Source organism: Williamsia phyllosphaerae (assembly GCF_014635305.1).
Lineage (GTDB): Bacteria > Actinomycetota > Actinomycetes > Mycobacteriales > Mycobacteriaceae > Williamsia_A > Williamsia_A phyllosphaerae.
Window position 1 is genome coordinate 109,189 of sequence record NZ_BMCS01000001.1, and the last position, 26,960, is coordinate 136,148.

Genomic DNA, 26,960 nt, shown 5'->3' on the forward strand with positions numbered 1-26,960 from the left:
GTGTCCCGGATCTCGGGGTACCGCAGCGTCTCCAGCATCGGGCCTGTTCCGCTATCGATGAAGGAGCGCCGCATGGCCGCATCCACACCGGTGATCTTCGTCCACGGCCTCTGGCTGCACTCGTCCACCTGGAAACCCTGGATCGATCTGTTCTCCGCCGAGGACATCCCCGCGTCTGCGCCCGGGTGGCCGCGCGAGCACTCCTCGGTGTTCAAGTGCCGTCAACGCGGCGAGGACGTAGTGGGCATGGGGATCGCCGAGGTCGCGACGCACTACTCGCGCATCGCCGCCGAGTTCGACAGCCCGCCGGTGGTGGTCGGTCACTCGCACGGTGGCCTCGTCGCCGAGTACCTGCTCGCACGCGGGCTCGCGTCAGCCGCCGTCGCCATCGACCCGGCCCGACTGAGCGAAGAACTGCCACAACCCATCTCGCAGCTGATCGCGGAGTACCCCGCCATGGCGAACCCGGCCAACCGCGGCCGCGAGGTGAACCTGAACAACCGCCAGTTCCGGTCGGTGTTCGGCAATGCGATCGGCGAGGACGAGTCGGACAGCCTGTACGAACGCTGGACGATCCCTGCCTCCGGAGCGCTGCTGTTCGAGACCGATTTCGCGGGCAGCGAGCCGCCCGCGGCCGACGACCCGGCCCGCGGCCCACTGCTCCTCGTCTCCAGCGGCCGGGGTCAGGACGCCGACGACGCCGCGCCCACGTCCAGCTTCGAGTCGTACCGTCACGCCGACGCGGTCACCGAGCGCCGCGTCTTCGCCGACCGTGGGCACTCACTGGTCATCGACAACGGCTGGTCCGACGTCGCGAAGTCCGTTCTCGAATGGGTCACCGCACGGAGCGACCGCGGATGACCGAGGAGCAGCGCCGCAGCATCGGACGCAACGACGGCCCGCTCGAGAGCGAACTCGAGGACAGCTTCGAGGCAATCGTCACCGAGGGGGCCGAGCGGCTACACCGCACCGTCCGGACGGTGATCATCACCGGCCTTTTCGGCGGCATCGAGGTCGCCCTGGGCATCATGGCGATGTTGGCCGTGCTGCACGAGACGGGCAACCACCTGCTCGCCGGACTGGCGTTCAGCATCGGGCTCATCGCGATCTTCCTGGCGCACAGCGAGTTGTTCACCGAGGATTTCCTGATGCCCGTCGCGGCGGTGGTGTCTCGAGACGGGTCCGTCGCCCAGCTGGCCAAGCTGTGGATCGGGACGCTCGCGGCCAACCTCGTCGGCGGGTGGGCGATCATGTGGATCATCACGCGGGCGTTTCCCGAATGGTCCGACGTGCTGAGCGAATCCGCACACCATTTCGTCGACGCGCCGCTCGCGCTGCAGTCGATCTGCCTCGCCGTGCTCGGCGGGGCCACGATGACCCTGTTGACCCGCATGCAACAGGGGACGCAGTCCGACGTGGCGAAGATCGTCGCGGCGGTCGGCGCCGCATTCCTGCTCGCCGGCCTGCAGCTGTTCCACTCGGTCCTGGACTCGCTGATCATCTTCGGTGCCATCCAGAGCGGCGCCTCGGTCAGCTACCTCGACTGGCTCAACTGGTTCTGGTACACCACCGCGTTCAACATCATCGGCGGTGTGGTGCTGGTGACGGCGCTGCGACTGCTCCGCACCAAGGAACTCGTGGACGAGGAACGCGAGCGCTGACGCCCGGTCGGACCGACACAGGACCCCGCCGCGATCACGTCGCGACGGGGTCCGGTGGAGCGGAGGAGATCAGCGCAGCGCGCGGCGGGCGCGAACGGCTCCGCTGAGGGTCAACGCGACCACGGCACCGACGACGGCCGAACCCAGCAGCGCGACACCGACACCCAGGTCGAAGTCCCACGCGATGAAGCTGATGCTGGTGTGCACCGTGTTCTGCAGGACGAAGACGACGAGCGCGGCGACGAGAACGGTCGCGACGGCGAGCATCAGCTTCGACGCGGCACCGAAGGTGCGGCGTCCGGAACGGTGGGTCGTGGTGTCGGTGGTGGCGGTGGCCATGGCGATGCCTTCTCTCTCAGAGGTGGTGAAAGTGGGTGGTTCAGGGCGGGGCGAGGGCGGGTGGCCGAATCGCGGCCCTGCGGGTCGCCGCCGGATGGGCGGCGACCCGACGAGCATGTGTCGAACGGCAGATCAAGGGGCTGATCAGCTCAGCTTGTCCTTGATGTTCTCGCCGACCTTCTTGGCGCCGGAGACGCCCTGGTCCTTCTTGCCCTCGGCCTCGAGATCCTTGTTGTCGGTCACGTCACCGACGACCTCCTTGGCCTTGCCGATCGCGTCTTCTGCAGCGTTCTTGGCCTTGTCGACGATTCCCATGGTGATTCCTTCCTCAGGTCCCGCGACCGGAGTGCCGCGGTTACATGAGATGAGTCGGCGGCCGACGGAGTTCTGCACTCGAGATCCCACGTGACACCGATCACGAAGACGCGCTCGCTATCGGTGGATCGGGCCGTCGAGGGTCGACAAAGGTTGCGCCGAGGCGCCGGAGCGCTCCGCGATGATCTGAGCCACGATCGACACGGCCGTCTCCTCGGGCGTGTGGGCGTCGAGGTCGAGACCCATCGGGCTGTGCAGACGAGCCAGGTCCTCGGTGGCCACACCGGCGTCGATGAGTCGCGACCACCGGTCGGCGTGGGTTCGACGGGATCCCATCGCCCCGACGAACGCGAACCGGTCGATCGTCAACGCCGCTTGAATGGTCGGGACGTCGAACTTGTCGTCGTGGGTCATCACGGCGACCACCGTCCGTGCGTCGAGGCGTCCGGCCGCGTGCTCGGCGCGCAGGTACCGGTCCGGCCAGTCCACCACGACGTCGACACCCGGAAAACGCTGCGGCGATGCGAAAGTGGCGCGGGCATCGACAACGGCTACGTCGTAGCCGAGCGACCGGGCGGTGTCGCCCAGTGCCCGGACGAAGTCGTTGGCGCCGGCCAGGATCATGCGCGGCGCGACCGCGAAGGACTGCACGAAGACCGTCGGACGGCACCCGGCCGCCTCCTCGCCACCGTTGATGTCGCTGCCGCCGACCAACCCGCTGCGACCGACCGCGAGCATCGCACGGGAATCGCGGTCGACGCGGTTCCACAGCGGATCCGGTTCGCCGGTGTCGCCTGCGCACAGCACCGTCCGGCTCGTGGGCACTGCGATGGTGGTCACGAGGGCGCACGGCGTCCGCGCCGCGATCCGATCGCGCAGGTCGACGAGGACGGCAGGATCATCGACCCGCTCGACGAGCACCTCGATCTCGCCGCCACAGGTCAGACCGACCGCCAACGGGTCGATGTCGGATCCGCCGAAGCGCTCGAACGATGGTTCGCCAGTGGCGATCACGTCGGCGGCGACCGCGATCACCGCCGCCTCGACACACCCGGACGAAAGCGATCCGATCACGTCTCCAGCAGCGGTGACCATGAGCGCGGAACCCACCGTGCGCGGGGACGATCCGGTGACACCGACGATCCGCGCGAGTGCCACCGGCGATCGGGTGGACTCGACGACCAGGGCGTCGAGGATGTCGAGCATCCAAAGAGATTATCGTGTTCAGCGACAGTGTGATCGGACTCGTGGAGCCTCCTGTCGGGATTGAACCGACGACCTTTCGCTTACAAGGCGAGTGCTCTACCGCTGAGCTAAGGAGGCGTGTGTCTCGTGCGTGAGTATATCGGCCGGATGTTGCGCCCATTGGCGGGCTCCAAGCGGGCCACGATCGACACGATCGAGCCGTACACATCGCCGCTGTCGCCTCGGCAGCCGGTCGATCTCACCGACGACGGCGCGGTCACCGAGGTCCTCGACCTCGCCATCAAGGTCGGGTCGGTGCTGCTCGACTCAGGCACCGGCGCGATCGACACCTCGACTCAGATCCGGTTCGTGGCCGGAATGTTCGGCGTTGAGCGCTGCGACGTCGACGTGACCTACAATACGATCATGGCCAGCGCCCGGCGCGGATCGGCGATGCCGCCGGTGACCGCGATGCGCACGGTGCACTACCGATCACTCGACTTCACCCGCCTGGCGCAGGTCGACCGACTCATCCGCAAGATCCGCAGCCTCGCCGTCACACCGGCCGAGGCCCACATCGTGATCGACGAGATCATCTCCGCGCCGCACCCGTACCCACGATGGCTCGCGACACTCGCGTGGTCGTCGATGGCGGCAGCGCTGTCGGTCACGCTGGGCGGCAACTGGCTTGTCGCTCTGGTGTCGTTCCTGACAACCGCGGTCATCTACCGACTCAACCAGGCACTCAACCGTCTCGGCACGCCGGTGTTCTTCCAACAGATCGCGGGCGGTTTCGTCGCGGTGATCCCGGCGGCGGTCGTCTACCAGTATCAGGAGGCGCTCGGTGTCGGCATATCCCCGACGCTGGTCATCGCCGCGGGCGTGATCGTGCTGCTGTCCGGGCTGTCACTGGTCGGCTCGGTTCAGGACGCGATCACCGGCGCCCCCATCACCGGTGTCGCCCGGTTCTTCGAGTTGCTGATCCTGACCGGCGGGATCATCGCCGGCGTCACCGTCGCGATCCAGCTGCTGGAGAGCACCGGCATCTACCTGCCGACGATCACCAGCACCACGCAGCTGGGCCTCATCGATGCCCCCGCCCAGATCATCGGTGGCGGTGTCGCGGCCGGTTCGTATGCGCTGGCCAGCTACGCGGAGAACCGCGCGCTTCCGGTGGCGTTCATGGGCGGGTTCATCGGTGCGGCGGTGTCGGCCGGTGCCGCCCTCGCCGAGGTCGGCGCGGTGATCGGAGGTGGCATGGCCGCGTTGACGGTCGGCTTCGTCGGTGGTCTCCTGGCCCGCCGCGCGCTCACCCCGCCGCTGGTCGTCGCGGTCGCGGGCATCACCCCCCTGCTGCCCGGTCTGGCCGTCTACCGCGGTCTGTACGGCGTGCTCAACGAACAGACGCTCGACGGTTTCACCGCCCTGGCGTCCGCTCTGGGCATCGGCGCCGCCCTGGCCGCAGGGGTGACCCTCGGCGAGTTCATCGCCCGCACCCTGCGGCGTCCGCGGATCACGACGCGACCCACCCGCGCCCTGCTCACCGCGCGGTCGGCACTGCGGCCGAAACGGTTCACCCGACCCGACACCGAACCGCAGCCGGTCAGCGATCCGCTGCTCAGTGCCATCACCGAGCCGCTCCGGGCACAACCCGATTCGACGAACCGGGTAAAGTAGAGGTCATGCCAGCGAAGACCACGGACAAGACCGACATTCCCGACGAAGAACTGGCGACGGTCGCAGACGAGACAGCCCGTGCCGCGCGCCGCGTGGTGGCCGCGTTCGCCACCGACGCCGACGAGTGCCGGATGCTGCTGGCCATGCTCGGGATCGCACCCACCGACGAAGCCTGAGCGTGAGCTCGACCGGTACCGACCTCCAGATCGACCCCGATGAGTTGCACACGGCGGATTTCGTGGTGGTCGCCAACCGTCTCCCGGTCGACAAGGAAACACTCCCCGACGGTTCGATCCGCTGGAAGCGGAGTCCCGGCGGTCTCGTCACCGCCCTCGAGCCCATCCTGCGGTCACAGACCGGCGCCTGGGTCGGCTGGTCGGGCGTCCCCGACTCGCACGACAACCCGGTCGTCGACGGCCTGCAACTGATCTCGGTCCCGCTCAGCGCATCCGAGATCAACGAGTACTACGAGGGTTTCTCCAACGCCACCCTGTGGCCGCTCTACCACGATGTCCTGGTCAAACCCGAGTACCACCGTGAATGGTGGAACGCCTACGTCGAGGTCAACCGGCGCTTCGCCGAGGCCGCGTCAGCGGCGGCCTCGGACGGCGCGATGGTCTGGATCCAGGACTACCAACTGCAGTTGGTACCCAAGATGCTGCGCATGCTGCGTCCCGATCTCAAGATCGGGTTCTTCCTGCACATCCCGTTCCCGCCGGTCGAGCTGTTCATGCAGCTGCCATGGCGCACGGAGATCGTCGAGGGGCTGCTCGGCGCCGACCTCATCGGATTCCACCTGCCCGGCGGTGCCCAGAACTTCCTCTACCTCGCACGCCGACTCGCCGGCCAGGCGACGTCGAAGGGCACGGTCGGGGTGCGCTCGAAGTTCGGTGTGGTCCAGGTCGGGTTCCGACACGTCCGTGTGGGCGCGTTCCCCATCTCGATCGACTCCGGCGCTCTCGACGCCGAGTCCCGGTCGCGCAAGATCCGGGCACGGGCCGCCGAGATCCGCACCGAGTTGGGCAATCCGTCGACGATCCTGCTCGGCGTCGACCGTCTCGACTACACCAAGGGCATCGACGTCCGCCTGCAGGCGCTGTCGGAGCTGCTGGCCGAGGGACGCATCGACCCGTCGGACACCGTGATGATCCAGCTGGCCACCCCCAGCCGCGAGCGCGTGGACAGCTACATCCAGATGCGCGCCGGTATCGAGCAACTCGTCGGCAACATCAACGGCACCTACGGCGAGGTCGCACACCAGGTCGTCCAGTACCTGCACCGGCCGGTCGACCGCGACGAGCTCATCGCCTTCTTCGTCGCCGCCGACGTGATGCTGGTGACGCCGCTGCGCGACGGCATGAACCTGGTGGCCAAGGAGTACGTGGCCTGCCGCAGCGACCTCGGTGGCGCCCTGGTGCTCAGCGAGTTCACCGGTGCCGCGGCCGAACTGCGGTCGGCGTACCAGGCCAACCCGTACGACCTCGACGGCGTCAAGGACGCGATCATGGCCGCGGTGAACCAGGACGACGAGGAAGGTCGACGACGCATGCGAGCGCTGCGCAGGCAGGTTCTCGCACACGATGTGAGCCGGTGGGCGAAGAGCTTCCTGGGGGCACTCGGCAGCACGCAGGAGACCGCGTCGAGCGCCAATCGCGGCGTCGACATCGTCGACGGGTGATTGATCGCTGACCCGGTGCGCTCGATTGGACGGGTACCTGGTTTCTCGCTCTAGACTCACCGGGTGAGTGCCCAAGATCTAGCACCGGAACTTCGTCGCGCGTTGAAGGACATCGCGCGTACGCCTCGACTCCTCGTCGCCTCCGACTACGACGGCTGCATGGCCCCGATCGTGTCGCGACCCGAGGACGCCCGACCCAATCCCGATTCGGTCCGGGCGATGCGGGCGATCGCCGACCTCGACTCCACCACCGCCGCGGTCATCTCCGGCCGCGCGCTGCGGGACCTGGCCACCCTCTCCCGACTGCCCGCCGAGGTCCACCTCGTCGGCAGCCACGGCAGCGAGTTCGACATCGGCTTCGTCCACGAGATCAGCCCCGAGGCCACCGAGCTCCTCGACACCGTGATCACCGAACTGCGTGCGATCGCCGTCGACTATTCCGGTGTGACCGTCGAGACCAAACCGGCGAGCACCGCACTGCACGTCCGCAACGCGTCGACCACCGATGCCGACGCCGCCGTCCATCGCGTGCGCGTCGGGCCCGCGTCCTGGGACGGGGTGCAGGTCACCGAGGGCAAGTCGGTCATCGAACTGGCCGTCATCCGCACCGACAAGGGCCAGGCGCTCGACATCCTGCGTCATCAGGCGGGCGCGGGCGCGGCCATCTTCTTCGGCGACGACGTGACCGACGAGAAGGCCTTCCGCCGGCTGCACGGGCCGGACTTCGGCGTGAAGGTCGGTGACGGCGACACCCTCGCCACCTACCGCGTGTCCACCACCGACGACGTCGCGACCGCCCTGGCCTTCCTCTACGAGGAGCGCCGCGCCTGGCTGCGCGGGGAGAACGCCGCCCCGATCGAGCGGTTGTCGATGCTCGCGTCGCCGCGCACCGTCGCGCTGATGACGCCGGACGCCAAGATCTGCTGGATGTGTCATCCCGAGCCGGACTCGGCCGCCGTGTTCGCCAGCCTGTTGGGCACCGTCGACGCCGGGGAGTTCGGTGTGCGGCCGTGGGTCGACGGTGATCGGCGCCCGCCGCTGCCGCAGAGCCAGCGCTACGTCGACGGCACCATGACCATCCAGACCCGCTGGGCCGGGCTCGAGGTCATCGACTACCTGCCGCACGATGTCGCACCTGGCCGCACCGATCTGATGCGCGTGGTCACCGGGACCGTGCCGACGCTCGTGGAGTTCGCGCCGCGTCCGGAGTTCGGTCAGGCCAGCGTCCAGCTCGAAGCCGTCGACGAGGGTCTGCGGGTGCTCGGCTCGAACGAGCCGATCGTGCTGCGGTCGCCGGGTGTCACCTGGAGCATCGACACCGATCGCTTCTACCAGCGTGCGACCGCCGTCGTCGATCCGTCCGACGGGCCAATCGTCCTCGAATTGCGCTGCGGCACCGACTACATCGGCGAGGAGGAGCGCAGCGAGGGACAACGCCGCGCACTCTCCGAGACCTACTGGAGCGACTGGGTCTCCCGCCTCACCTTGCCGGGCCTCAAGCCCGACCTGATGAAGCGGTCGGCACTGACGCTGCGGGGACTCGTGCACGCCGATTCCGGGTCGATCATGGCCGCGGCCACCACCTCGCTGCCCGAGGAGATCGGTGGCGTCCGCAACTGGGACTACCGGTACTGCTGGCTGCGTGACGCCGCGATGACCGCGTCCGCGCTGGTGTCGGTGGGCTCGCACGCCGAGGCCGAGGGCTATCTGAACTGGCTCTACCGGGTGTTGGGGACGGTCAACGGACCCGAGTGGCTGCACCCGCTCTACACGCTCGCCGGTGGCGGTCTGCCACCCGAGGCGATCATCGACTCGCTGCCCGGATACGCGGGATCGCGGCCGGTCCGTGTTGGCAACGCCGCCAATCAGCAGGTCCAGCTCGACGTGTTCGGCCCCATCGTCGAACTCATCGGGCACCTCGCCGATGCCCGCGCCGCATCCGGCCTGGCCACCCCGCTCACCGACGCCGACTGGGATCTCGTCGCCAACATGGTGTGGGCCGTGGAACGTCGGTGGTTCGAGCCCGACCACGGGATCTGGGAGATCCGCGGCAACCCGCGCCACCACGTCTACTCGAAGGTCATGTGCTGGTTGACCGTCGACCGCGCGTTGAGCATCGGCGCGCGCTTCGGGCGTGAGGTCGAACCGGGCTGGTCGGTGCTGCGCGACGTGATCGCGGCGCAGGTTCTCGAGCAGGGTTGGAACGCCTCGGCCAAGTCGTTCACCGCCGCTTACGACGGCGTCGACCTCGACGCGGCCACCCTGCACATCGGGCTGTCCGGGCTCATCGACCCGACCGACGAGCGATTCGCTCAGACGGTCAAGGCCACCGAAGCCGAATTACGCAGCGGCGCAACCGTGTACCGCTACCACCACGACGACGGCCTGCCCGGCGGCGAGGGCGGCTTCCACCTGTGTGCCGCGTGGCTCGTCGAGGCGTACCTGTTGATCGGCCGTCGCTCGGACGCCGAGGCGCTGTTCGACCAGCTCGTCAAGGCCGCCGGCCCCACCGGCCTGCTGTCCGAGGAGTACGACCCCGTCGCCGAACGGTCCCTGGGCAACCACCCGCAGGCCTACAGCCACATCGGTTTGCTGCGCTGCGCGGCCCTTCTCGGAGCCTGACCCTCCACCGAGATCGTCCGGAATACGGGCCGTCGAGGGCATATTGCCCTCGACGGCCCGTATATCGGACGATTTCAGCCGATGCTGATGTGGTCGGCGCCGTTGTCGATGGGCAGGTCCCCGTCGACGGTCGCGATGACCTCGTAGTTGTTCAGGGTGATGTTGCCCGAGTGGTTGTCGAGGAACGCCGTGTCGGCGGCGTCGCGACCGGTCGCGATGCGGACCAGAGCCTGACGCGGGGCCAGTCCGGTCGCGTCCACGACCAGCCACTTGTCGTCGATCAACGCCTCGGCGACGGCGTGGAAGTCCATCGGCACACAGCCCGGTGCGTACACGGCGACGAGACGGGCCGGGATGTTCAGCGCGCGCAGCAGCGCGACCACGAGGTGGGCGAAGTCGCGGCACACACCGGCGTTGGCCAGCAACGTGTCCTCGGCGCCGTCGATCGGGTCGCTGGCACCGGGGATGTAGTTGAGGCGGGCCGCGACGAACCGCGACACCTCGTAGAGCAGATCGATCGGCGGCTTGGACAGGTCGAATTCCGCTGAGACGTAACCGAAGAACTTGTCGGCCTCGGCGTATCGACTGGGACGCAGGTACAGCGACCGCTCACCCACCTGCACCGCGACAGGATCGGCCGGGGCGTTGACCGCCGCGGAGTACTGGACGAGCACGTTGCCGCGCTCCACGTTCAGTCGGTGGATCCGGGTGCCGGCCTCCCCCATGATCTCCTCGGGGGTGACCGAGCTGCCGTTCACCGACACCGACAGCGTCTCGACGAGTTCCATGCCGGGAAGACGAGCGACGGTGACCTGCAGTTCGAGTTCGGTGGCCGAGTCCACCCAGATGTCCATCATCGATGAAACGTCACGCTTGATTGTGCCCATACGCGGTCGGCGCCCTAACCGTCGGTGAAACCCTGCGATACGGCGGTCCTCGAACTGCTTCAAGGCGCCTGTGGGCCTAAGCCTAAGGCGCACAGACGGCAACCGTAAACTCGTGGACATGAGCGACACATCGACTCCGTCCGACCCCCGACCCGTCGCGGTCGTCACCGGCGCCAGTTCGGGCATCGGCGAGGCCACGGCGAGAACGCTTGCCGCACAGGGTTATGAGGTGGTCGTCGGTGCCCGCAGACTCGACCGACTCACCGCGGTGGCCGAATCGATAAACGGTCGCGCCATCGAACTCGATGTCACCGACGACGACTCCGTCGCCCGGTTCTGCGCCCAGCTCGACTCTGTGGACATCCTCGTCAACAACGCCGGTGGCGCTCGTGGACTGTCCACGGTGGCCGACGCCGACCTCGACGAGTGGCGCTGGATGTGGGAGACCAATGTGCTCGGCACACTGCGGATGACCAAGGCGCTGCTGCCCGCGCTCATCGCCTCCGGCGACGGACTCGTCGTGACCGTCACGTCGATCGCGGCGATCGAGGCCTATGACAACGGCGCCGGATACACCTCGGCCAAGCACGCGCAGGCGGTCCTGCACCGCACCCTGCGGCTGGAGTTGATCGGGCAACCCGTCCGATTCACCGAGATCCTGCCCGGAATGGTGGAGACCGAGTTCTCGCTGGTGCGGTTCGACGGCGACTCCGAGCGGGCCGACGCGGTCTACGACGGGTTGACCCCGCTCACCGCCGACGACGTCGCCGAGGTCATCGGCTTCGTGGCCTCACGCCCGCCGCACGTCAACCTCGACCAGATCCTGCTCAAGCCGCGCGATCAGGCCAGCGCCCGCCGCAACGTCAAGACCGGGTAGAGCCCGATCAGCCCGTCTGCCCCTGACGGGCCGGCTGCGGGGTCGAGGTAGGGGTGCCGGACAACTGCGGCGCATTCGACGGCGTCGCCGGCGCGCTCGAGCTGACGACCTCGCCCTCCAGCGCCGACATCGACTTCCAGTCGTCCCACGAGAACGTCCAGTCGTAGATGTCTCCGTCGGCCTCCGACAGCGGGATCCGGGTGTTGGTGACCTCCACCGGATCGCCGTAGACCGCGACGCCAAAGTACTGCTGGGCGTTGTCCAGCGACAGGTTGATGCAACCGTTGGTGACGTTCGACGCCCCCTGCACACCGATCGTCTCCGGGTTGGCGTGGATGAACTCGCCGTTGTTGGAGATGCGCACAGCAAACCGCTCGCGGACGTTGAAGTAACCGGCCGCGGGGTTGGACATCGCGAAGTCCTCGTACTTCTCGCTGACGACGTGGATGCCCGAGCGCGTCACGTTGCGGTCGAGATCGCCGCTGCCGTAGCTGCAGGGCAGCGTCATGAGCACGTCGCTGCCGCGCATCACATCGATCTTGAACGAATTCGCGTCAGCCTTGACGATCTGCGCACGCCCGATGACGAAATCGCTGGTGACGTCGGCCGCACCGTAGGCGCCGTCGCCGTGGTCGAGGCCGTACAACGATGCCTTCATCGACACCTTGGTCCCCGGAGCGAAGTACTCCTTGCTGCGCCAGTGCGCACGTGAGCCGTTGTCCTCGGGGAGCCACGCCCAGCTGCCCTCGGTGGGCGGCGTGGTGGTCACCTTCAGCGCACGCTCGACGGCCTTCTTGTCCGTCACGGTCGAGTCGAACTTCAGGATCAGGGGCGCGGCGATGCCGACCTCCTGGCCGTCGGCGACGTTCACCACGACGTTGACCTGCTCCTGCGGGGTCAGCGTGGTGACGGTGCCCTCGATGGGCACGACCTTGCGGTCCTCGCCGGTTGCCGAACCGGACCAGGTGTACGTGCCGCCGTAACCGAGCGGCTCGGTGACGGTGTACGTCGAGCGGTCCTCCGACAACGCGCCGGTCACGACGTTGCCGCGAGCGTTGGTGAGCTTGACGTCCGGGTTCAACTGCCCCTTGGAGACCTTGACGGCGAACTCGGCCGTCGGGCTCGGGTTGGCGTCGGAGTCCAACTTCGGCAGGTAGCTGATCTCCGCGGTCGGCTCGGCGCTCTTCGACGCGGCGGCGCCGGTGGTCGAACCACCGTTGTCGCTCTTGCTGCAGGCTGCGGCGGTCACGCCGACAGCGCCCACGGCCAAAGCCGCGAGAGCTCCTCGCCGGGTCAACCGCACTGGGTCACTACTGGTCATGTAAATCGACATTACCTGGTGATCTACGGTGCCCGTCTCGGCCGAAGGGCCTACAGGCGGCAGCCGACCAGCACCGGCTCGGGTTCGAGCCGGACCCCGAACGCGGCCTCGACACCGTCGCGCACCTGGCGGGCGAGGGTGAGCAGATTCTCGGTCGTGGCGTCGCCACGATTGGTCAAGGCCAGGGTGTGCTTGGTGGACAGGCGTACAGGAGAGGTCTCGTCGGGGTATCCGCGGGAGAACCCGGCTCGCTCGATGAGCCACCCGGCGGACAGTTTGATGCCTCCCTCGGCGGCGAATCGGGGGACCGGCACATCGCCCACCCGGGTCGCGATGGCCGCCAGGATGTGAGGGAGATCATCGTCGGTGACGATCGGGTTGGTGAAGAACGACCCCGCGCTCCACGTGTCGTGGTCATCGGCGTCGAGCACCATCCCCTTGCCGGACCGTAGCGCGAGCACTTGCTCGCGGACGACGGCGACCGGGACGCGCTCGCCCTGCTCCACCCCCAGCGTGTGCGCGAGTTCGCGGTAGCGGATGGGAGCGCTGAGTCCGTCGTCGGTCAGCGCCATGGCGACCCGGACGACGACGCGGTCGTCATGGTTCTTCAGCGCGCTGGTCCGATAGGCCAGGGCGAGCTCGGTGGGGGTGATCCACCGCAGGGTGCCGTCGGTGCGGTCGAGCACCTCGACGCCGTCGAGCACGTCGGCCATCTCGACGCCGTACGCACCCACGTTCTGCACCGGCGTCGACCCGACCGCCCCGGGGATCCCGGACAGGCACTCGAGACCGCCGAGGTTCCGGTCGACGGTGTCGGCGACCACGGCATCCCAGCCGGCCCCGGCGTCGGCCACCACTCGCGGGGAGCCGTCCGAACCGACGTCGTAGCGGACCTCGTCGTTGGCGATCTGCACGACGGTCCCGGCGAAACCGTCGTCGGAGACAACCAGATTGGATCCACCGCCGACGAGCAGGACCGGTTCACCGGCGCGATCGAGGCGCGTGAGGGTCGCGACGAGGTCATCAGCGGTGGTCACACGTACGAACGCGCGGGCCGGACCGCCGAGGCGCAGGGTGGTGAGCTGCGACAGCGACACCGGCTGACCGGGGCTGTCCGCGGAGGCGCGTTCGGGGCTCACGGACCCAACGGTAACGTCTGCAGATCATGGCGACGAAGCTGCGGCACACGATCACCTGCCCGTTCGGGATGTCCGCGTACGTCGCGGCGCTCTCCGACCCGGAGTACTGGGCGACCCTCGCGGTCGGCACCCCGGATGCTCCCGGCGAGTTGGAATCCACCGACATCACCGACACGGCCGCCGAGATCCACCTGATCCAGCGCATCCCGTCGGACAAGCTGCCCTCGGCGGTCTCGGGCCTCATCTCCGGCGACCTGTCGATCCACCGTGGGGTCGAGCTCACATTCGACGACGCCGACCACACCACCGGGACGTTCGACGCCGTCGTGTCGGGCGCCCCGGCCACGGTCCGCGGCACGATCAACGCCTCGGGCACCGCCGACGAGACCACCGTCGAGTTCAGCGGCACGGTCACTGTCCGAATCCCCCTGGTCGGCGGCAAGATCGAGAAGATGATCGCCGCGAACCTCACCGATCTCTTCGACGCCGAGCGCGACTTCACCGTTGCGTGGCACGAGGAGCACCGCTGATCGCCCGGGCGGTACGGTAACCACCATGGCGCGCCGTCTCAGTTATTCAGCCCGATATGAGCATCCAACCGAGAAGGTCTACTCGGCACTGTCCAGCCGCGAGTTCTGGGACGACCAGATGGTCGAGTTCCGCAAGCTGACCCCGCAGTCCGACGTCGACAAATTCGTCGTCGACGAGAACGGTGTCGACATCGTCCTCGTGCAGACGCTCCCCAAATCCGACCTGCCTGCCATCGCCAGCGCGGTGATCAAGAAGGACATGATCATCACCCGCAAGGAGTTCCTCGGGCCGTACAACCCGGAGAAGACCGAGGGCACCTACAGCGCGGGCATCCCGGCGGGACCGGGCAACGTGTCCGGCGTGCAGGAACTGTTCCCCACCGACACCGGGTGCACCCTGCGACGCACCACCGAGGTCAAGGTCTACGTCCCGTTCGTCAACGGCAAACTCGAGCAGCTCATCCTGGTGAACCTCGTCGACCTGTTCCGCGGAGAGGCGGAGTTCACGGCCGACTGGATCGCCAAGAACAGCTGACCTCCCACCTGGGTTCGCGTGGGTCCCGACGGGTCCGTACGGACAGCCTCATCCCCGGAGGGCCAGATCACCCGGGGCACCACGAACCTCAACCGTCTCCGTCGCGTGGACCGGTGGATGGCCGGTCGCGCCGAGATCGTCGAACTCCTTCGCTCGCACCGTGATCCACTCGCGGTGGACCTGGGCTACGGCGACCGCCCCGACACCGCGGTGGAGATGTCACGCCGACTGCGGGCGGTGGCACCGCGAACGACGTTGGTGGGCCTGGAGATCGACCCCGCCCGCGTGGTCGACGACCGCGATGGGGTGCGCTTCGCCCGCGGCGGCTTCGAACTCGCCGGACTGCGCCCGCACCTGGTCCGCGCGTTCAACGTCCTGCGACAGTACGACGAGTCGCAGGTCGGCCCCGCATGGGCGCGCATGCAGTCCGGTCTGGCTCCCGGCGGGTTGATCGTCGAGGGCACGTGCGATGAGATCGGCCGTCGGTGCGCCTGGATCCTCCTCGACGCCGACGGGCCGCGCTCGCTCACCCTGGCCTGGGACCCCGAGCACACCGACCGACCGTCCGACATCGCGCCCCGACTGCCCAAGGCGTTGATCCACCACAACGTGCCGGGGACCCCGATCCACGATCTGCTGACCGCCGCCGATCGGTGCTGGGATTCCGCGGCACCGTACGCGGCCTACGGCCGTCGTGTGCGGTGGCAGCACGCCCGGACCGCGTTGCACGCCCAGGGCGTGCCGTGTGAGCTGCCCCGTAGGCGCCTGCGCGACAACGTCCTGACCGTCCCGTGGGAGGTCGTCGCGCCCGTCCGACCGTAGAATCGGATGCATGCGTATCGCGATGGCCCAGGTCCCGAGCGGGACCGATCCCGCCGCCAACCTGGATCTGCTGCGTGCACGGACCGAGCAGGCCGCGGCCGACGGTGCCGATCTGGTCGTGTTCCCGGAGGCGATGATGTGCCGGTTCGGGGTGTCGCTGGACCCGATCGCCGAACCCCTCGACGGTCCGTGGGCCACCGGCGTCCGCGACACCGCCACCACGTCGGCCGTGACGATCGTGGCGGGGATGTTCACCCCGGCCGACACCCTCGACGGTCGCCGACGCGTGCGCAACACGCTGATCGCCGCCGCGCCGGACGGAACGGTGACCTCCTACGACAAGATCCACCTCTACGACGCGTTCGGGTTCCGCGAGTCCGCCACGGTCGCGCCCGGGTCGACCCCGGTGGTCATCGAGGTCGGCGGACACACCGTCGGCCTGGCGACCTGCTACGACATCCGCTTCCCCGAACTGTTCACCACCCTCGCGCGGGCCGGCGCGGAACTGATCGTCGTCCCGGCATCCTGGGGCGCCGGCCCCGGCAAGCAGCAGCAGTGGCGGGTGCTGGCCCAGGCCCGTGCACTCGACAGCAGCACCATCGTCGCCGCGGTCGGCCAACCGGTCCCGCCGGATCCCGGTGTCGCGGACTCCGCCGCGCCGACCGGGATCGGCCATTCGCTGCTCGTCGACCCGTTCGGGGACGTACTCGCCGAATACGGTGACGACGAGCACCTGGACCTGCACGAACTCGACTTCGACCGCGTCAACAAGGCCCGGTCGACGATCGCGGTGCTCGACAACAAGATGCTGCACGTCTGACGTCGCGGTCAGAGGTTTCAGAGAAGTCTCACGATCGGCACAACATGGGCAGGCAGAATCGAGGGCGATGAATGAGCGCAACGACAACGACGACGCCCCCACCGCCAAGGCCTACTCGCAGACCCGGCCGTTCGAGGCTCCCCCGGGAACGGAGTACCCCGCCGTACCCGGATACGGCCCGCCGTCGGGTCCACCTCCGCCCGGAACCGGGTTCGACGATCCGTCACAGCCCGCGGGGGACCCGCCGCGACCGGCGAAGCCGCGCCGCCGCGTCGGGATGATCGTCACGATCAGCGCTCTCGTGCTGGTGCTGGTGCTGGTCGTCGCCGGGGTGGGCAGCGAGCTCTACCTGCGTAACGCGACCAAGGACTGCCTGGAGAAGTCGTTCACGGAACTGACCGGGTCGTCGGCGTCGGTGTCGTTGAGCAAGAAGCCGATGCTGCTGCAGGCGGCCACCAAAGAGGTCCCCTACGTCCAGATCGACACCTCCGGGGACGACGGATCGGCGATCTCGCTGCACGGCCGCGCCGACAACATCAAGGGCATCTCCGACGGCTCGACCATCGGCCGACTCGCCGCCACCGGATCGGTCCCGTTCTCCCGCATCGTCGAGTTGAGCAAGCAGTCCTCGCAGCAGTCCACCGACACCACCCAGAGCCAGCAGCCCTCGACCGGCCTCGGCGGCCTGTTCGGCGACTTCACGCTGGACAGCCTCACCGGCGACCCGTCGAGCGGCACCATCACCGTCAACGCGGGCGTGAGCGTGGCCGGGCTGATCTCCATCCCGGTCAGCACCGAGATCAAGCCCGTCACCACCGGCGGCAAGATCGATTTCCAGGTGGTCAAGGCCAGCGCCCTCGTGTTCGGCATCCCGTCGAACTTCGCGCAGACCCTCGTCGACGGGGTGTCGAAGTCGCTGTTCCCGCCCCTGTTCGATCAGCTCTCGATCGACAAGCTCACCGTCACCCCCACCGGTGTCGACTTCGCGGTCACCGGAACCGATGTGCCGCTCGACCAGAACACATCGGGCTCGACGTCGGGGTCGCAGGGCCAGACCACCTGCACGGTGATCTGATGCGGTCATGACCTCGAAGCCGGAGCCGTTGTGGCTCTTCGCCGATCAACTCGGGCGCCACATCCACTCGGCCCCCGAGCACGCCGACCGCGACATCATCCTCATCGAGTCGACCGCGGCGCTGCGTCGACGCGGCGGACACCGCCAGAAGGCGCACCTGCTGCTGTCGGGGATGCGACACCTCGCGGCCGAACTCGGTGAGCGAGCCCAACTGTGGCAGGCGGAGGGATATCGCGACGCGCTCGTCGAACTCGGTCGGCCGGTCGTCGTGCACGAACCCACCTCGCGGGCAGCGCACGACTTCGTGCACGCCCTCGTCGAGGAGGGTCTCGTCGCCGAGGTGCTGCCCAACCCCTCGTTCGCCCTCTCCCGGGACGACTTCGAGACCTGGGCGGGCACGGCGTCGTCGTTTCGCATGGAGACCTTCTATCGGGAGCAACGCCGCCGTTTCGACATCCTCATGGACGGCGACCGACCTGCGGGCGGGACGTGGAACTACGACCACGAGAACCGTGAGTCACCGCCGAAGTCCGAGACCCTCGGGGTCGACCCACCCTGGTGGCCGACCGAGGACGAGATCGACGAGCAGGTCCGCGCCGACCTCGACGCCCTCGAGATCGAGTGGTCCGGCGCCGACGGACCGCGCCTGTTCGCGGTGACCACCGACGAGGCCAACGAGGCCCTGCGCACCTTCATCGACCAGCGGCTCGCGACGTTCGGACGCTACGAGGACGCCATCATGGGCGCGGACTGGACGATGTCGCACTCGCTGCTGTCGGTGCCGCTCAACCTGTCGCTGCTCGATCCCCTCGACGTGGTCCACGCCGCGGAGGACGCCGCACGCAACGGCGACGTGGACCTCGCCGCCGCCGAGGGCTTCATCCGCCAGATCATCGGCTGGCGCGAGTTCATCTGGCATCTCTACTGGCACTTCGGCGCCGATTACATGACGAAGAACTCACTCGACGCGCACGTGCCGTTGCCGGACTGGTTCCGCGACCTCGACGCCGACGCCGTGACGGCACGGTGCCTGTCCGATGCGCTCGAGGGTGTCCGGGACCGCGGGTGGGTACACCACATCCCGCGGTTGATGATCCTGGGCAGCCATGCGTTGCAACGCAATTACGATCCGGCCGAGCTGACCGAATGGTTCCGCGCCCACTTCGTCGACGGATACGAGTGGGTCATGCCGGTCAACGTCATCGGGATGAGTCAGCACGCCGACGGGGGCCTGATGGCCACGAAGCCGTACACATCCGGCGGCGCGTACATCAACAAGATGTCCGACCACTGCCGCTCCTGCGAGTACAACCCGAAAAAGCGCGTCGGCGACGACGCCTGTCCGTTCACCGCCGGGTACTGGGCGTTCACCCACCGGCACCGGGAGATGCTCTCGGCCAATCACCGCACCGCACGCGCGGTCTCGACGATGAACCGTCTCTCCGATCTCGACGCGGTGCTCGAGCAGGAAGCCCACCGGGAGGTGTTCTGACGTGGTCGCCGAACGCCTACGTCGACGCAGCGGCGCGCGTACGATCGGCCACAGTTCCCACAGGGGCGAGACGAGGTGCGCATGATCATGCCTGAGCAGAACCGAGCCGCGGTCGCGATCGTCAGTTATGCCGGTGTCCTGTACGCCGCGGTGGCGGTCTTCGCCGTCACCCTGTTCTACTCGACCGCCGTCGACCACGGCCCGCGGCACGAATACCCGCTGGAGCACTGGATTCTGGCGGCCGGGTTCTCCGCTCTGGTGGCGGGCACCCTGTTGTTCGCGGTGAACGCGCTGCTGCGAGACACCCGGACGGCCCGCACCCGGACCTGACGCTCACGCAGGGCGCGTCGGTGTGCTCGGGCGTCGGTGTGCCACGCTCGTGGGCATGACCGAGTCCATCACCTCGCAATACACCCGCCGGCAGGTCGCGGCCATCGTCGACCACACCCTGCTCAAGCCCGAGGCGACCCGCGCCGACGCCGACGCCACGGTCGCCGAGGCCGCCGAACTGGGTGTCGCGGCGGTCTGCCTCTCGCCGTCGATGTTGCCCATCGACACCGGCCATCAGGCGACGTGCGTCGTAGCGGGATTCCCGTCGGGCAAACACCATTCGCTCGTCAAGGCGGCCGAGGCCCGCCTGGCCGTGGACTCCGGCGCCCACGAGGTCGACATGGTCATCGACGTCGGTGCCGCCGTGGCGGGACACTACGACGAGATCTTCGCCGACGTGCTGACCGTGCGCGAGGCGGTGGGCCCCGAGGTGGTGCTCAAGGTGATCATCGAGTCCGCCGCGCTGTTGGAGCTCAGCGGCCCGGACTGCGTCACCCAGGTGTGCGTGAAGGCGGCCGCCGCCGGTGCGTCGATGGTCAAGACGTCGACGGGATTCCACCCCTGCGGCGGGGCGAGCGTCGAGGCCGTGAGACTGATGCGTGCCGCCGTTCCCGGACGTGTGGGCATCAAGGCCTCCGGCGGCATCCGGACCGCGGAATTCGCGGCCGAGTTGATCGCCGCCGGCGCCACCCGGCTGGGGTTGTCGGGTTCGCGCGCGGTACTCGACGGGTTCGACGACGTCTGACCGCCCCGTCACGCCGAGCCGTCAGGCGATGAACTGCGCTCTGTCGGTGGTCTTCTCGAGCAGCTCGGTGAGCAGCCGGTCGTAGGCGTCGTGCTCCTCGATGTTGCTCATGTGTCCGGTGTGCGGCAGCACGAGGTACTCGTGCAGGTGGCCGGCTTCTTCCAACGTCGCGGCGATCGCGTCGGAGTGCTTGCGTGGGGTGAGCCGGTCGTCGGTGCCGACGACCACGGCGGTGGGCACGGTCAGGTTGAGGACGCCCTGCCACACGTCGAGGTCCAGCATGGCCGCACCCCATCGCGCCCGCGCGACGGCCGGGCACTCGGAGATCATGCGGTCGCAGAACTCCACGTGCGCGAGTCGGGCCTGTGTGTTCAACGCGATGTACTGCGCCATCTTCGGCGAGACGGTGGTGTGCGGCAACGGCATCGGTGTCGTCGCGATCATCCGGCCCACCGCGTACTCCAGTGGGCGGGTGAACCGCGGCAACCCCTCGGGGATGACCGCGAGGTTCTGCATGATCTCGACCGCGGCGGTCGAGGTGAGCACCACGCCCCGGGCGAACCGTTCCACGCTCTGCGGGTGATTGGCGGCCCACGCGAGCACCGACATCCCGCCCATGCTGTGGCCGGCGATGACGGCACGCCGATCCGCCGGGACCACCGCCTGCAGAACCGATTCCAGATCGGATCCGAGCAGGTCGGTGCTGAGCTTGGTCTTGCCGAGCGGGGTCTCACCGTGACCGCGCTGGTCGTAGACGACGACGCGGCACGTGTCGGCGAAGTCGTTGATCTGCGCCCACCAGTGCCGGGTGTTGCAGGTCCATCCGTGCGCGGCGACGATCAGATCGCCGTCGGCCGGCCCGTAGGCGAGCACGTTGATCGGGTTGCCGTCCGCGGCGCGCACGGCGATCCGCTCCGGCGTCGCGCGCGGCCGGTCCAGCAGATGATCGGGGCCGTCGTCGACCGGCGGGGCGGCGGTGAGCGCGGAGCGCACCAGGGCGGTGAGGATGGTGCCGACGCCGATCCCGACCGCGCCGACGCCGACACCCCCGGCGACGGCGAGCCCGGTGAGTGCCTTGCTGGACCTGGTCATGGAGTCGTGCCTCTCGTCAGGTGGTCTGGGGTCCGCTGCCGTCAGGCGCGATGTCGAGCTGAGCGTCGAATTCGCCGTGGTCGCCCTCGAGTATCTCCGACGCCTCGCCGATCGCGATCGAGATCTTCCGGTCGAGCGCGCGACGGAAGGCCGACTGCACGATCTCGTGCGCCATCGGCCGCACCGTCCGGATGAGGTGGGCGGCCTTCGCGACCTCCTTCTCCTCGAGGTCGAGCAGCTGCCCGTCCTCGCCGAAGTATTTGTCGGTGATGATCGCGACGAAGCTGTCGGCCACGTCGTCGAGATCGTTCTGCACCCGCTCCCACTTGCGCAGCAGCGACTCCAGATCGATACCCGCCTTGACCAGCACCTCGGCGCCCTCGAGGAGTTCCGGGCTCTTGATCGCGTACTGCGCACCCTCCTTGGCCAGCAGACCGAGTCGCTGACTCATCGCGATGGTGGTGTCGGTGGCGCCGATGGTGCGGCGCAGTTCGGTCATGGTGATGGTCGCGGCCCGTTTGAAGGTCCGCCACCGGCCGCCCTTGGGCTCGCCGTCGAGAACGTGCTCGACCTTCATCCCGTAGTGCGCGGCCAGCAACAACTCGCTGATCGTCGCGAAAGTGTACCCGCGGTCGAGCAGCTTGGAGATGAGGTTCAGCCGGACGAGATGCTCCTGCGAGTACCACCCGGTCCGCCCCTTGATCTTGGGAGATGGCAGCAGACCACGATCCTGGTACACCCGGATGTTTCGGACACTGACACCCGAGATGTCGGCAAGCTCGTTGATCCGGTATTCAGCCACCGGCCGATTCTATGCGCGCACGTCGTGCGTTCTCGTACGCGGCGATCAGATGATCGCGCCGCGACGCAGCAGAAGCTTGCCCGGACCGCCGATGAGACCGCATTCGTCGAGGAAGGACACGGTCTTGGCGCATCCGTTGCGCTTGCGGTCGTTGTAGAACGTGTTGCGACGCGCGGCCTTGACGGCGGCCTTCTTGTCGAGCCCGGCCGCCTCGTACACCTTGGGGTTGACCAGGCAGAACACGACCATGTAGACGGTGATCGCGAGCATCAGGCGCGTCATGTGCCGACGGATCGGGCTCATGTCAGCCGCGATGCGGACCGTCTCCTCGCGGGCGAAGCGGATGTGGCGGGCCTCTTCGAGCACGTGGATCTTGCTCACGGTGCGGGTGACCGGCTGGACGCGCGGATCCTTCATGAAATCGCGCTGCATCATGTCGAGGATCTCCTCGGCGGCGAGCGTGCCACCGAAGGCGAGCGACCCCGAGGCCAGCGCCTTGAACGGACGGCTCAGGAAGTTGATCCACTTCGGGCGCTCGTAGTTGGGGATGCCGAAGTAGTCGGCCGCCTTGGCGAACATCGTCGAGTGACGGCACTCGTCGGCGATCTCGGTCAGCGCGAACTGGAAGTGGGGCGACGCGGGGTCCTGCTTGTATGCGTCGCGGATGAGCATCTGCATGAGGATGATCTCGAACCAGATACCGGTCGCACTGATGCTGGCGGCCTCGTGCTCGGTGAGCGTGATGCGCTGCGCCTCGGTCATCTGATCCCACATCTCGGTGCCGTAGAGGCTGCACCATTCGGGGGTCATCCCGTAGAAACTTTCGTGGTCGATGGGTGCTTCCCAGTCGACCTCGATCAGCGGGTCGTAGGACTTCCGTGCCGACGACGCGAGCAGACGACGCGCGACATCCTGGCGGTCGGACACCTTGTCGAGCCGGGTGAGCGGTTCAGCGATGGTCATCGTGCACTCCTATGCGGGCCGGATGACCCGTCGTCGACGACAAAAACCTTGTCAATCAACGATGCAACATGACACTGCTCGATGTCAAGGTATTTCGACAACGAACATTGTCATATCGGGGTGTCAGACCTTGCGGAACCACTTCTTGTTCTGGATCGAGTCCACGCGGGGACGGACGTCGACCAGGTAGACCAGCACGGCGACGATCCCGATGATGCCGAAGATGCCGAGAAGTCCGAACAGCCACAGGAACAGGGTCGCGACCACGAGGATGCTGACCCAGATCACCTTGCTCTGACGATCGACGGCCGGGAACGCATCGGGACGTTGGATCGCGGCGTGGATGAGTGCGACGAGTGCCGCGACGCCGGCGATCACGGTGAGGATCAGCACGAAGAAGCTGCGGGAGTAGTCGAGTACGGAGACGAAGTTCACGCGCGCAGTCTATATCGGACATCGGCGGACACCGGCGTCCACTGACACCGGACACGACGGTGCCCCCGCAACTGTGGAGTCGCGGGGGCACGGGGTCGAGCAGGGTGCGAGGGTCTTACTTCGCAGCCTTCTTGGCCGGGGCCTTCTTGGCCGGAGCCTTCTTGGCCGGGGTGGCCTTCTTGGCGGGCGCCTTCTTGGCCGGGGCCTTCTTGGAGGTCACGGGCTCGTTCTTGAGCTCCTCGAGCTTCTTGGCCGGCGAGTCCTTGGCGCCACGGCCCTTGGCCTCGACGGTGCCCGCGGCGCCGGCGACCTTGCCCGAGGCGAGATTCGCGAGCTTGGCGGCGCGCTCACCGACGGCCTTGGTCTGCGACGAGATGGTGCCCAGCGCGTCCTCAGTCAGGTCGATCGCCTCGTTGTAGGCCTTCTCGGCCTTCGAGACGTTCTCCTGGAACTCGGGCTGCTGACGCAGGCGCTCGACGGTCTCCTCGCCACGCTCGGCAAGCGAGTTGTAGATGCCGGTGGCGACCTCGATGTAGGCCTCCGCGACCTTGCGCAGCTCCTCCTGGGTGAAGCGGGTGCGCAGCTCGTCGATGCCGGCCGGGACGTCCTCGGGCAGCGAGTTCAGGCGCTCGCGGGTCTCCTCGATGCGGGTCTGCGCGGTCTCGGCAGCCGCCTCGGTGCGCTCGCGGAGCTGGTTGAGGACCTCGTTGACCTGCTGCAGGGCGAGGTCGCCCGCGCCGACAGCGGCGAAGATCGGGGTGGCGAAGTTACGGTCTGACTTGCTCATGATGTCTCCCTCATGTGAGTGATCTGGTGATGTCGGCGCGGTGGTCGCGACCGATGATTCTCGAATAGCCATGTGCTGCTAGGACTTCGCGGAGTCCGAGCTGTTCTCTCTGCAGAACGACTCGTAGATCTCCAGCAGCATCTGCTTCTGTCGCTCACTGATCGCCGAATCGACGAGCAACGCGTCGCGCACAGGGCTGGCTGGGCGTTCTTCGAGAATGCCGGCGCGTACATAGAGCACTTCGGCCGACACGCGCAGACCCTTGGCGATCTGCGCCAGCACATCGGCGGAGGGCTTGCGAAGCCCTCGTTCGATCTGACTGAGATACGGGTTGCTCACGCCGGCGCGCTCCGCCAACTGGCGCAGCGACACCTCCGCGGCGACCCGCTGAGACCGGATGAATCCACCGATGTCCAGTGCGGCACTGGCAACGCCTGCGACCGCTCGACTGGCTGCTTCCTCGAGGTCGACGTCATCTGACGTGTTCTCCGTGGGATCAACCGCCTCTGGCTTCATCGGTAACCTCCTCTGGTTCCGATGTCCAGTATTCGGACGAGTGCTAGCAAATGCAAGCAGTCAGCTAATTTTCCCCGTCATAAGTGGTAGACGCCACATCTCAGGAGAACAGCAGCACCGACACCGTGTAGATGGCGAGGCCGGCGAGCGAGCCCACGACCGTGCCGTTGATACGGATGAACTGCAGATCGCGGCCGACCTGGAGCTCGATCTTGCGGCTGGTGTCCTCGGCGTCCCACCCTCGGACGGTCTCGGTGATCACCGAGACGATCTCGGTCGCGTAGTTGTTCGCGACGTGTCGGGCCACGCGCACGGTCCACATGTTCATCTTGGCCTGCAGCGGCTCGTCGTTGCTGACGCGTGTGGCCACCTTGATGACGGCGTCGGCGAGGTTCGAGCGCAGCGTGCTGTCGGGATCGTCGAGAGCCTGGCCGAGCACCGCCTTGGCCGAGCGCCACGCGGTGGAGGCCGCGCCGGCGACCTCGTCGCGGCCGATGAACTCCTCCTTGATCTGCTCGAGTCGGGCGATGGTGTCCGGGTCGTGCTGCAGGTCCTGGGCGAACTGTTCGAGGAACTCGTTCATCGCCCGACGGATGTCGTGGTCGGGATCGGTGCGCACCTTGTCGGTGTAGTCGACGAGTTCGCGGTGGATGCGATCCCCCACCACCGCGTTGAGGAACTTCGGTGCCCACGTGGGCCCGTCCTTGTCGATGACCCTGTCGATGAGGCCCTGGCTGCCCAGCGCCCAGTCGTGCGCGCGGTCGCACAGCATCTGGATGACCGGTGCGAGCCGGTTCTCCTCGATGAGCGACTCGAGGACACGGCCCGCCGGCGGGCCCCACTGCGGCTCGGCCATCCAGCGCATGCCTGCGACGATGAACTGTTCGATGTCGTCGTCGGCGAGCATCTCACCGGCGAGGCCGATGGCGCGCGACGCCTCCGCGCTGACCCGCGGCGAGTTCTTCGGATCGGCCAGCCACCGCGAGACGCGCTGGGGCAGTTCCAGCTTCGAGACCTGCCCCTCGATCACCGACGGGGTCATGAAGTTCTGCTCGACGAAATCGCCGAGCTGCTCGCCGATCTGGTCCTTCTTGCGACGGATGAGTGCGGTGTGCGGGATCGGGAGTCCGAGGGGCTGGCGGAACAGGGCGGTGACGGCGAACCAGTCGGCGAGCGCGCCGACCATGCCCGCCTCGGAGGCCGCCCGGACGTAGGCCACCCAGCCCGCGGTGTCGTCGCCACCGCGATCCTCGAGCCACCGGGTGAACAGGTAGACACACGCGGCGAACACCAGCAGTCCGGTGGCCACGATCTTCATCTTGCGTAGCGAACGACGGCGTTCGTCGTCGGCGGCGTTACCACCGCTGAGGCCGCCGAGCGTGTTCGGCGGCGGGGGCGACACAGCGGTGTCGCGCTCCTGGACATGGGTCGGATTCACCCGTCCAGTCTTACCCGAATCGGCCCTGACGGCAGCAACGTCGTCGTGCAGCGTGACCACCGATACTCTTGCGTCATGCCAGCCCGTCACACCACAGCCGCCGCCGCTCGCGCCGCAGTGGCCGCGGCCGCGCATGCGACGAAGGGACTGGAGGCGGCTCTGCGCGCCACCGCCCCCGCCGAGACGAACGGCAAGACCGACGGCCGCAAGCAGCGGTGGACGCAGCACAAGGAGGAGCGGCGCACCGAGTTGGTCGACGGGACCCTCGAGGCGGTGCGGGTGCTCGGCGCCGACGTGGGGATGGACGAGATTGCCGCCCACATCGGGGTGTCGAAGACGGTCCTCTATCGCTACTTCACCGACAAGAACGACCTCAACACCGCGGCGATGGTGCGGTTCATCGAGATCACGCTGCTGCCCCGACTGACCGAGACGCTGGTCGAGGACGTCGACGAGTTCACGATGACCCGCGGCGTCATCTCGGTGTACGTGCAGACCATCTCCGACGAGCCCGAGATCTACGCGTTCGTCACCAGCTCGAACTACGCCTCCCCGAAGGTGCTCGCCGACTCGGAGAAACTCATCGCCCAGGTCGTCTCCTATGCGATGACCGATCGTCTGTCCGACCGCGACCTCGACACGAGCGGCTTCGAGACCTGGGCGTACGCCCTCGTCGGTGGGGTGCAGCTGGCCACCCACTGGTGGATGGTCGAGCGCAGCGTGTCGCAGGAGGCGCTCATCAACCACCTGACGATGCTGGTGTGGACCTCGTTCGTCGGCATCACCGAGGTCGGCGGGTCGGCGGAACTGTTCAACGCGCAGGAGCACCCGCTGCCGCACTTCCCCTCCGATGCGCCGTGAGCATCTAGTCTCCCTA

29 protein-coding genes and 1 tRNA gene are annotated in these 26,960 nt (G+C 67.8%); 16 read left to right on the forward strand and 14 right to left on the reverse strand.

The window, feature by feature from the left end; genetic code table 11:
- The first annotated feature begins 72 nt into the window (after positions 1–72).
- Both IEV93_RS00550 and IEV93_RS00555 read left to right on the forward strand, forming a co-directional pair.
- On the forward strand, positions 73–861 hold the full coding sequence (locus tag IEV93_RS00550) for an alpha/beta hydrolase (RefSeq protein WP_188485928.1): 789 nt from the start codon (positions 73–75) through the stop codon (positions 859–861).
- Complete coding sequence (locus tag IEV93_RS00555) at positions 858–1,661, forward strand: formate/nitrite transporter family protein (protein ID WP_188485930.1); 804 nt, start codon at positions 858–860, stop codon at positions 1,659–1,661. Before IEV93_RS00550 ends, IEV93_RS00555 begins: the two co-directional genes overlap by 4 nt.
- A 69-nt stretch (positions 1,662–1,730) precedes the next feature.
- On the opposite strand, the gene IEV93_RS00560 is transcribed toward IEV93_RS00555, so the two are convergent.
- The 4 genes from IEV93_RS00560 to IEV93_RS00575 all read right to left on the reverse strand — a co-directional run bounded on the left by IEV93_RS00560 (position 1,731) and on the right by IEV93_RS00575 (position 3,638).
- Positions 1,731–2,000, reverse strand: a complete 270-nt coding sequence (locus IEV93_RS00560; RefSeq protein ID WP_188485932.1) for a LapA family protein — start codon at positions 1,998–2,000, stop codon at positions 1,731–1,733.
- A 144-nt stretch (positions 2,001–2,144) separates the two neighbouring features.
- Positions 2,145–2,315 (reverse strand): CsbD family protein, encoded by a 171-nt coding sequence (locus IEV93_RS00565; RefSeq protein WP_188485934.1) that lies wholly within the window; start codon positions 2,313–2,315, stop codon positions 2,145–2,147.
- A 117-nt stretch (positions 2,316–2,432) separates the two neighbouring features.
- Positions 2,433–3,521, reverse strand: coding sequence for an XdhC family protein (locus tag IEV93_RS00570; RefSeq protein WP_188485936.1), 1,089 nt, complete (start codon positions 3,519–3,521; stop codon positions 2,433–2,435).
- Between the two features lie 42 nt (positions 3,522–3,563).
- A tRNA-Thr gene (locus tag IEV93_RS00575) sits at positions 3,564–3,638 on the reverse strand.
- Positions 3,639–3,647: 9 nt separating this feature from the next.
- On the opposite strand from IEV93_RS00575, the gene IEV93_RS00580 reads away from it, so the two are divergent.
- From IEV93_RS00580 to otsB, 4 genes are all read left to right on the forward strand, one after another.
- The gene (locus IEV93_RS00580) at positions 3,648–5,177 is read left to right on the forward strand and encodes a threonine/serine exporter family protein (RefSeq protein WP_188485938.1); all 1,530 of its coding nucleotides are present in this window, start codon (positions 3,648–3,650) and stop codon (positions 5,175–5,177) included.
- A 5-nt stretch (positions 5,178–5,182) separates the two neighbouring features.
- Positions 5,183–5,353 carry a hypothetical protein gene (locus IEV93_RS00585; RefSeq protein ID WP_188485940.1) on the forward strand — a complete coding sequence of 57 codons (171 nt, stop codon included), beginning with the start codon at positions 5,183–5,185 and terminating at the stop codon, positions 5,351–5,353.
- Between the two features lie 2 nt (positions 5,354–5,355).
- The gene (locus IEV93_RS00590) at positions 5,356–6,855 is read left to right on the forward strand and encodes an alpha,alpha-trehalose-phosphate synthase (UDP-forming) (protein ID WP_229704785.1); all 1,500 of its coding nucleotides are present in this window, start codon (positions 5,356–5,358) and stop codon (positions 6,853–6,855) included.
- 63 nt (positions 6,856–6,918) lie between these two features.
- Positions 6,919–9,477, forward strand: coding sequence for a trehalose-phosphatase (gene otsB, locus IEV93_RS00595; protein ID WP_188485943.1), 2,559 nt, complete (start codon positions 6,919–6,921; stop codon positions 9,475–9,477).
- 74 nt (positions 9,478–9,551) lie between these two features.
- Here otsB and IEV93_RS00600 read toward each other — a convergent pair whose 3' ends face one another.
- On the reverse strand, positions 9,552–10,334 hold the full coding sequence (locus IEV93_RS00600) for a transglutaminase-like domain-containing protein (protein ID WP_308690695.1): 783 nt from the start codon (positions 10,332–10,334) through the stop codon (positions 9,552–9,554).
- A 148-nt stretch (positions 10,335–10,482) separates the two neighbouring features.
- Here IEV93_RS00600 and IEV93_RS00605 point away from each other — a divergent pair, with 148 nt between their 5' ends.
- Positions 10,483–11,241 carry an SDR family oxidoreductase gene (locus IEV93_RS00605; RefSeq protein WP_188485947.1) on the forward strand — a complete coding sequence of 253 codons (759 nt, stop codon included), beginning with the start codon at positions 10,483–10,485 and terminating at the stop codon, positions 11,239–11,241.
- Positions 11,242–11,248: 7 nt separating this feature from the next.
- On the opposite strand, the gene IEV93_RS00610 is transcribed toward IEV93_RS00605, so the two are convergent.
- Together IEV93_RS00610 and IEV93_RS00615 are read right to left on the reverse strand one after the other, a co-directional pair.
- On the reverse strand, positions 11,249–12,562 hold the full coding sequence (locus IEV93_RS00610) for a L,D-transpeptidase (protein WP_188485949.1): 1,314 nt from the start codon (positions 12,560–12,562) through the stop codon (positions 11,249–11,251).
- 50 nt (positions 12,563–12,612) lie between these two features.
- Positions 12,613–13,701 carry a UDP-N-acetylmuramate dehydrogenase gene (locus IEV93_RS00615; RefSeq protein ID WP_188485951.1) on the reverse strand — a complete coding sequence of 363 codons (1,089 nt, stop codon included), beginning with the start codon at positions 13,699–13,701 and terminating at the stop codon, positions 12,613–12,615.
- Between the two features lie 26 nt (positions 13,702–13,727).
- Here IEV93_RS00615 and IEV93_RS00620 point away from each other — a divergent pair, with 26 nt between their 5' ends.
- The 8 genes from IEV93_RS00620 (at position 13,728) to deoC (ending at position 20,050) form a co-directional block, all read left to right on the forward strand.
- Positions 13,728–14,231 carry a DUF2505 domain-containing protein gene (locus tag IEV93_RS00620; protein ID WP_188485953.1) on the forward strand — a complete coding sequence of 168 codons (504 nt, stop codon included), beginning with the start codon at positions 13,728–13,730 and terminating at the stop codon, positions 14,229–14,231.
- Between the two features lie 25 nt (positions 14,232–14,256).
- Complete coding sequence (locus IEV93_RS00625; protein ID WP_188485955.1) at positions 14,257–14,766, forward strand: DUF2505 domain-containing protein; 510 nt, start codon at positions 14,257–14,259, stop codon at positions 14,764–14,766.
- A 117-nt stretch (positions 14,767–14,883) separates the two neighbouring features.
- On the forward strand, positions 14,884–15,588 hold the full coding sequence (locus tag IEV93_RS00630; RefSeq protein WP_229704787.1) for a class I SAM-dependent methyltransferase: 705 nt from the start codon (positions 14,884–14,886) through the stop codon (positions 15,586–15,588).
- A 10-nt stretch (positions 15,589–15,598) separates the two neighbouring features.
- Positions 15,599–16,408: a carbon-nitrogen hydrolase family protein gene (locus IEV93_RS00635; RefSeq protein WP_188485960.1), complete on the forward strand. Its 810-nt coding sequence runs from the start codon at positions 15,599–15,601 to the stop codon at positions 16,406–16,408.
- 67 nt (positions 16,409–16,475) lie between these two features.
- The gene (locus tag IEV93_RS00640; RefSeq protein ID WP_188485962.1) at positions 16,476–17,483 is read left to right on the forward strand and encodes an LmeA family phospholipid-binding protein; all 1,008 of its coding nucleotides are present in this window, start codon (positions 16,476–16,478) and stop codon (positions 17,481–17,483) included.
- A 7-nt stretch (positions 17,484–17,490) separates the two neighbouring features.
- Complete coding sequence (locus IEV93_RS00645) at positions 17,491–18,975, forward strand: cryptochrome/photolyase family protein (protein ID WP_188485965.1); 1,485 nt, start codon at positions 17,491–17,493, stop codon at positions 18,973–18,975.
- An 87-nt stretch (positions 18,976–19,062) separates the two neighbouring features.
- The gene (locus tag IEV93_RS00650) at positions 19,063–19,305 is read left to right on the forward strand and encodes a hypothetical protein (protein ID WP_188485966.1); all 243 of its coding nucleotides are present in this window, start codon (positions 19,063–19,065) and stop codon (positions 19,303–19,305) included.
- Positions 19,306–19,360: 55 nt separating this feature from the next.
- Positions 19,361–20,050: a deoxyribose-phosphate aldolase gene (deoC, locus tag IEV93_RS00655; protein WP_188485968.1), complete on the forward strand. Its 690-nt coding sequence runs from the start codon at positions 19,361–19,363 to the stop codon at positions 20,048–20,050.
- Between the two features lie 21 nt (positions 20,051–20,071).
- Here deoC and IEV93_RS00660 read toward each other — a convergent pair whose 3' ends face one another.
- The 7 genes from IEV93_RS00660 to IEV93_RS00690 form a co-directional block, all read right to left on the reverse strand.
- A complete protein-coding gene (locus tag IEV93_RS00660) occupies positions 20,072–21,142 on the reverse strand; it encodes an alpha/beta fold hydrolase (RefSeq protein ID WP_188485971.1) in 1,071 nt (356 codons plus the stop codon).
- A 16-nt stretch (positions 21,143–21,158) separates the two neighbouring features.
- Positions 21,159–21,944, reverse strand: a complete 786-nt coding sequence (locus IEV93_RS00665; RefSeq protein WP_188485973.1) for a MerR family transcriptional regulator — start codon at positions 21,942–21,944, stop codon at positions 21,159–21,161.
- Between the two features lie 45 nt (positions 21,945–21,989).
- On the reverse strand, positions 21,990–22,907 hold the full coding sequence (locus IEV93_RS00670; RefSeq protein WP_188485975.1) for an AurF N-oxygenase family protein: 918 nt from the start codon (positions 22,905–22,907) through the stop codon (positions 21,990–21,992).
- A gap of 123 nt (positions 22,908–23,030) precedes the next feature.
- Positions 23,031–23,342 carry a DUF2516 family protein gene (locus IEV93_RS00675; protein ID WP_188485977.1) on the reverse strand — a complete coding sequence of 104 codons (312 nt, stop codon included), beginning with the start codon at positions 23,340–23,342 and terminating at the stop codon, positions 23,031–23,033.
- 115 nt (positions 23,343–23,457) lie between these two features.
- Positions 23,458–24,129, reverse strand: coding sequence for a heparin-binding hemagglutinin (locus tag IEV93_RS00680; RefSeq protein WP_188485979.1), 672 nt, complete (start codon positions 24,127–24,129; stop codon positions 23,458–23,460).
- Positions 24,130–24,207: 78 nt separating this feature from the next.
- Positions 24,208–24,645 carry a helix-turn-helix domain-containing protein gene (locus IEV93_RS00685; RefSeq protein WP_229704789.1) on the reverse strand — a complete coding sequence of 146 codons (438 nt, stop codon included), beginning with the start codon at positions 24,643–24,645 and terminating at the stop codon, positions 24,208–24,210.
- Between the two features lie 100 nt (positions 24,646–24,745).
- Positions 24,746–25,963 carry a DUF445 domain-containing protein gene (locus IEV93_RS00690; protein WP_188490265.1) on the reverse strand — a complete coding sequence of 406 codons (1,218 nt, stop codon included), beginning with the start codon at positions 25,961–25,963 and terminating at the stop codon, positions 24,746–24,748.
- 195 nt (positions 25,964–26,158) lie between these two features.
- Between IEV93_RS00690 and IEV93_RS00695 the strand changes: the two genes are divergently transcribed.
- Entirely contained in the window at positions 26,159–26,944 is a 786-nt protein-coding gene (locus IEV93_RS00695) for a TetR/AcrR family transcriptional regulator (RefSeq protein WP_188485981.1), read from the forward strand.
- The last annotated feature ends 16 nt before the right edge of the window (positions 26,945–26,960 follow it).

Coding starts and splice junctions, on each gene's coding strand:
- IEV93_RS00550 (WP_188485928.1), top strand. CDS start 73: ATGGCCGCATCCACACCGGTGATCTTCGTCCACGGCCTCTGGCTGCAC.
- IEV93_RS00555 (WP_188485930.1), top strand. CDS start 858: ATGACCGAGGAGCAGCGCCGCAGCATCGGACGCAACGACGGCCCGCTC.
- IEV93_RS00560 (WP_188485932.1), bottom strand. CDS start 2,000: ATGGCCACCGCCACCACCGACACCACGACCCACCGTTCCGGACGCCGC.
- IEV93_RS00565 (WP_188485934.1), bottom strand. CDS start 2,315: ATGGGAATCGTCGACAAGGCCAAGAACGCTGCAGAAGACGCGATCGGC.
- IEV93_RS00570 (WP_188485936.1), bottom strand. CDS start 3,521: ATGCTCGACATCCTCGACGCCCTGGTCGTCGAGTCCACCCGATCGCCG.
- IEV93_RS00585 (WP_188485940.1), top strand. CDS start 5,183: ATGCCAGCGAAGACCACGGACAAGACCGACATTCCCGACGAAGAACTG.
- IEV93_RS00600 (WP_308690695.1), bottom strand. CDS start 10,334: ATGATGGACATCTGGGTGGACTCGGCCACCGAACTCGAACTGCAGGTC.
- IEV93_RS00605 (WP_188485947.1), top strand. CDS start 10,483: ATGAGCGACACATCGACTCCGTCCGACCCCCGACCCGTCGCGGTCGTC.
- IEV93_RS00610 (WP_188485949.1), bottom strand. CDS start 12,562: ATGACCAGTAGTGACCCAGTGCGGTTGACCCGGCGAGGAGCTCTCGCG.
- IEV93_RS00620 (WP_188485953.1), top strand. CDS start 13,728: ATGGCGACGAAGCTGCGGCACACGATCACCTGCCCGTTCGGGATGTCC.
- IEV93_RS00625 (WP_188485955.1), top strand. CDS start 14,257: ATGGCGCGCCGTCTCAGTTATTCAGCCCGATATGAGCATCCAACCGAG.
- IEV93_RS00630 (WP_229704787.1), top strand. CDS start 14,884: ATGGCCGGTCGCGCCGAGATCGTCGAACTCCTTCGCTCGCACCGTGAT.
- IEV93_RS00635 (WP_188485960.1), top strand. CDS start 15,599: ATGCGTATCGCGATGGCCCAGGTCCCGAGCGGGACCGATCCCGCCGCC.
- IEV93_RS00640 (WP_188485962.1), top strand. CDS start 16,476: ATGAATGAGCGCAACGACAACGACGACGCCCCCACCGCCAAGGCCTAC.
- IEV93_RS00645 (WP_188485965.1), top strand. CDS start 17,491: ATGACCTCGAAGCCGGAGCCGTTGTGGCTCTTCGCCGATCAACTCGGG.
- IEV93_RS00650 (WP_188485966.1), top strand. CDS start 19,063: ATGCCTGAGCAGAACCGAGCCGCGGTCGCGATCGTCAGTTATGCCGGT.
- deoC (WP_188485968.1), top strand. CDS start 19,361: ATGACCGAGTCCATCACCTCGCAATACACCCGCCGGCAGGTCGCGGCC.
- IEV93_RS00660 (WP_188485971.1), bottom strand. CDS start 21,142: ATGACCAGGTCCAGCAAGGCACTCACCGGGCTCGCCGTCGCCGGGGGT.
- IEV93_RS00670 (WP_188485975.1), bottom strand. CDS start 22,907: ATGACCATCGCTGAACCGCTCACCCGGCTCGACAAGGTGTCCGACCGC.
- IEV93_RS00680 (WP_188485979.1), bottom strand. CDS start 24,129: ATGAGCAAGTCAGACCGTAACTTCGCCACCCCGATCTTCGCCGCTGTC.
- IEV93_RS00685 (WP_229704789.1), bottom strand. CDS start 24,645: ATGAAGCCAGAGGCGGTTGATCCCACGGAGAACACGTCAGATGACGTC.
- IEV93_RS00690 (WP_188490265.1), bottom strand. CDS start 25,963: ATGAAGATCGTGGCCACCGGACTGCTGGTGTTCGCCGCGTGTGTCTAC.
- IEV93_RS00695 (WP_188485981.1), top strand. CDS start 26,159: ATGCCAGCCCGTCACACCACAGCCGCCGCCGCTCGCGCCGCAGTGGCC.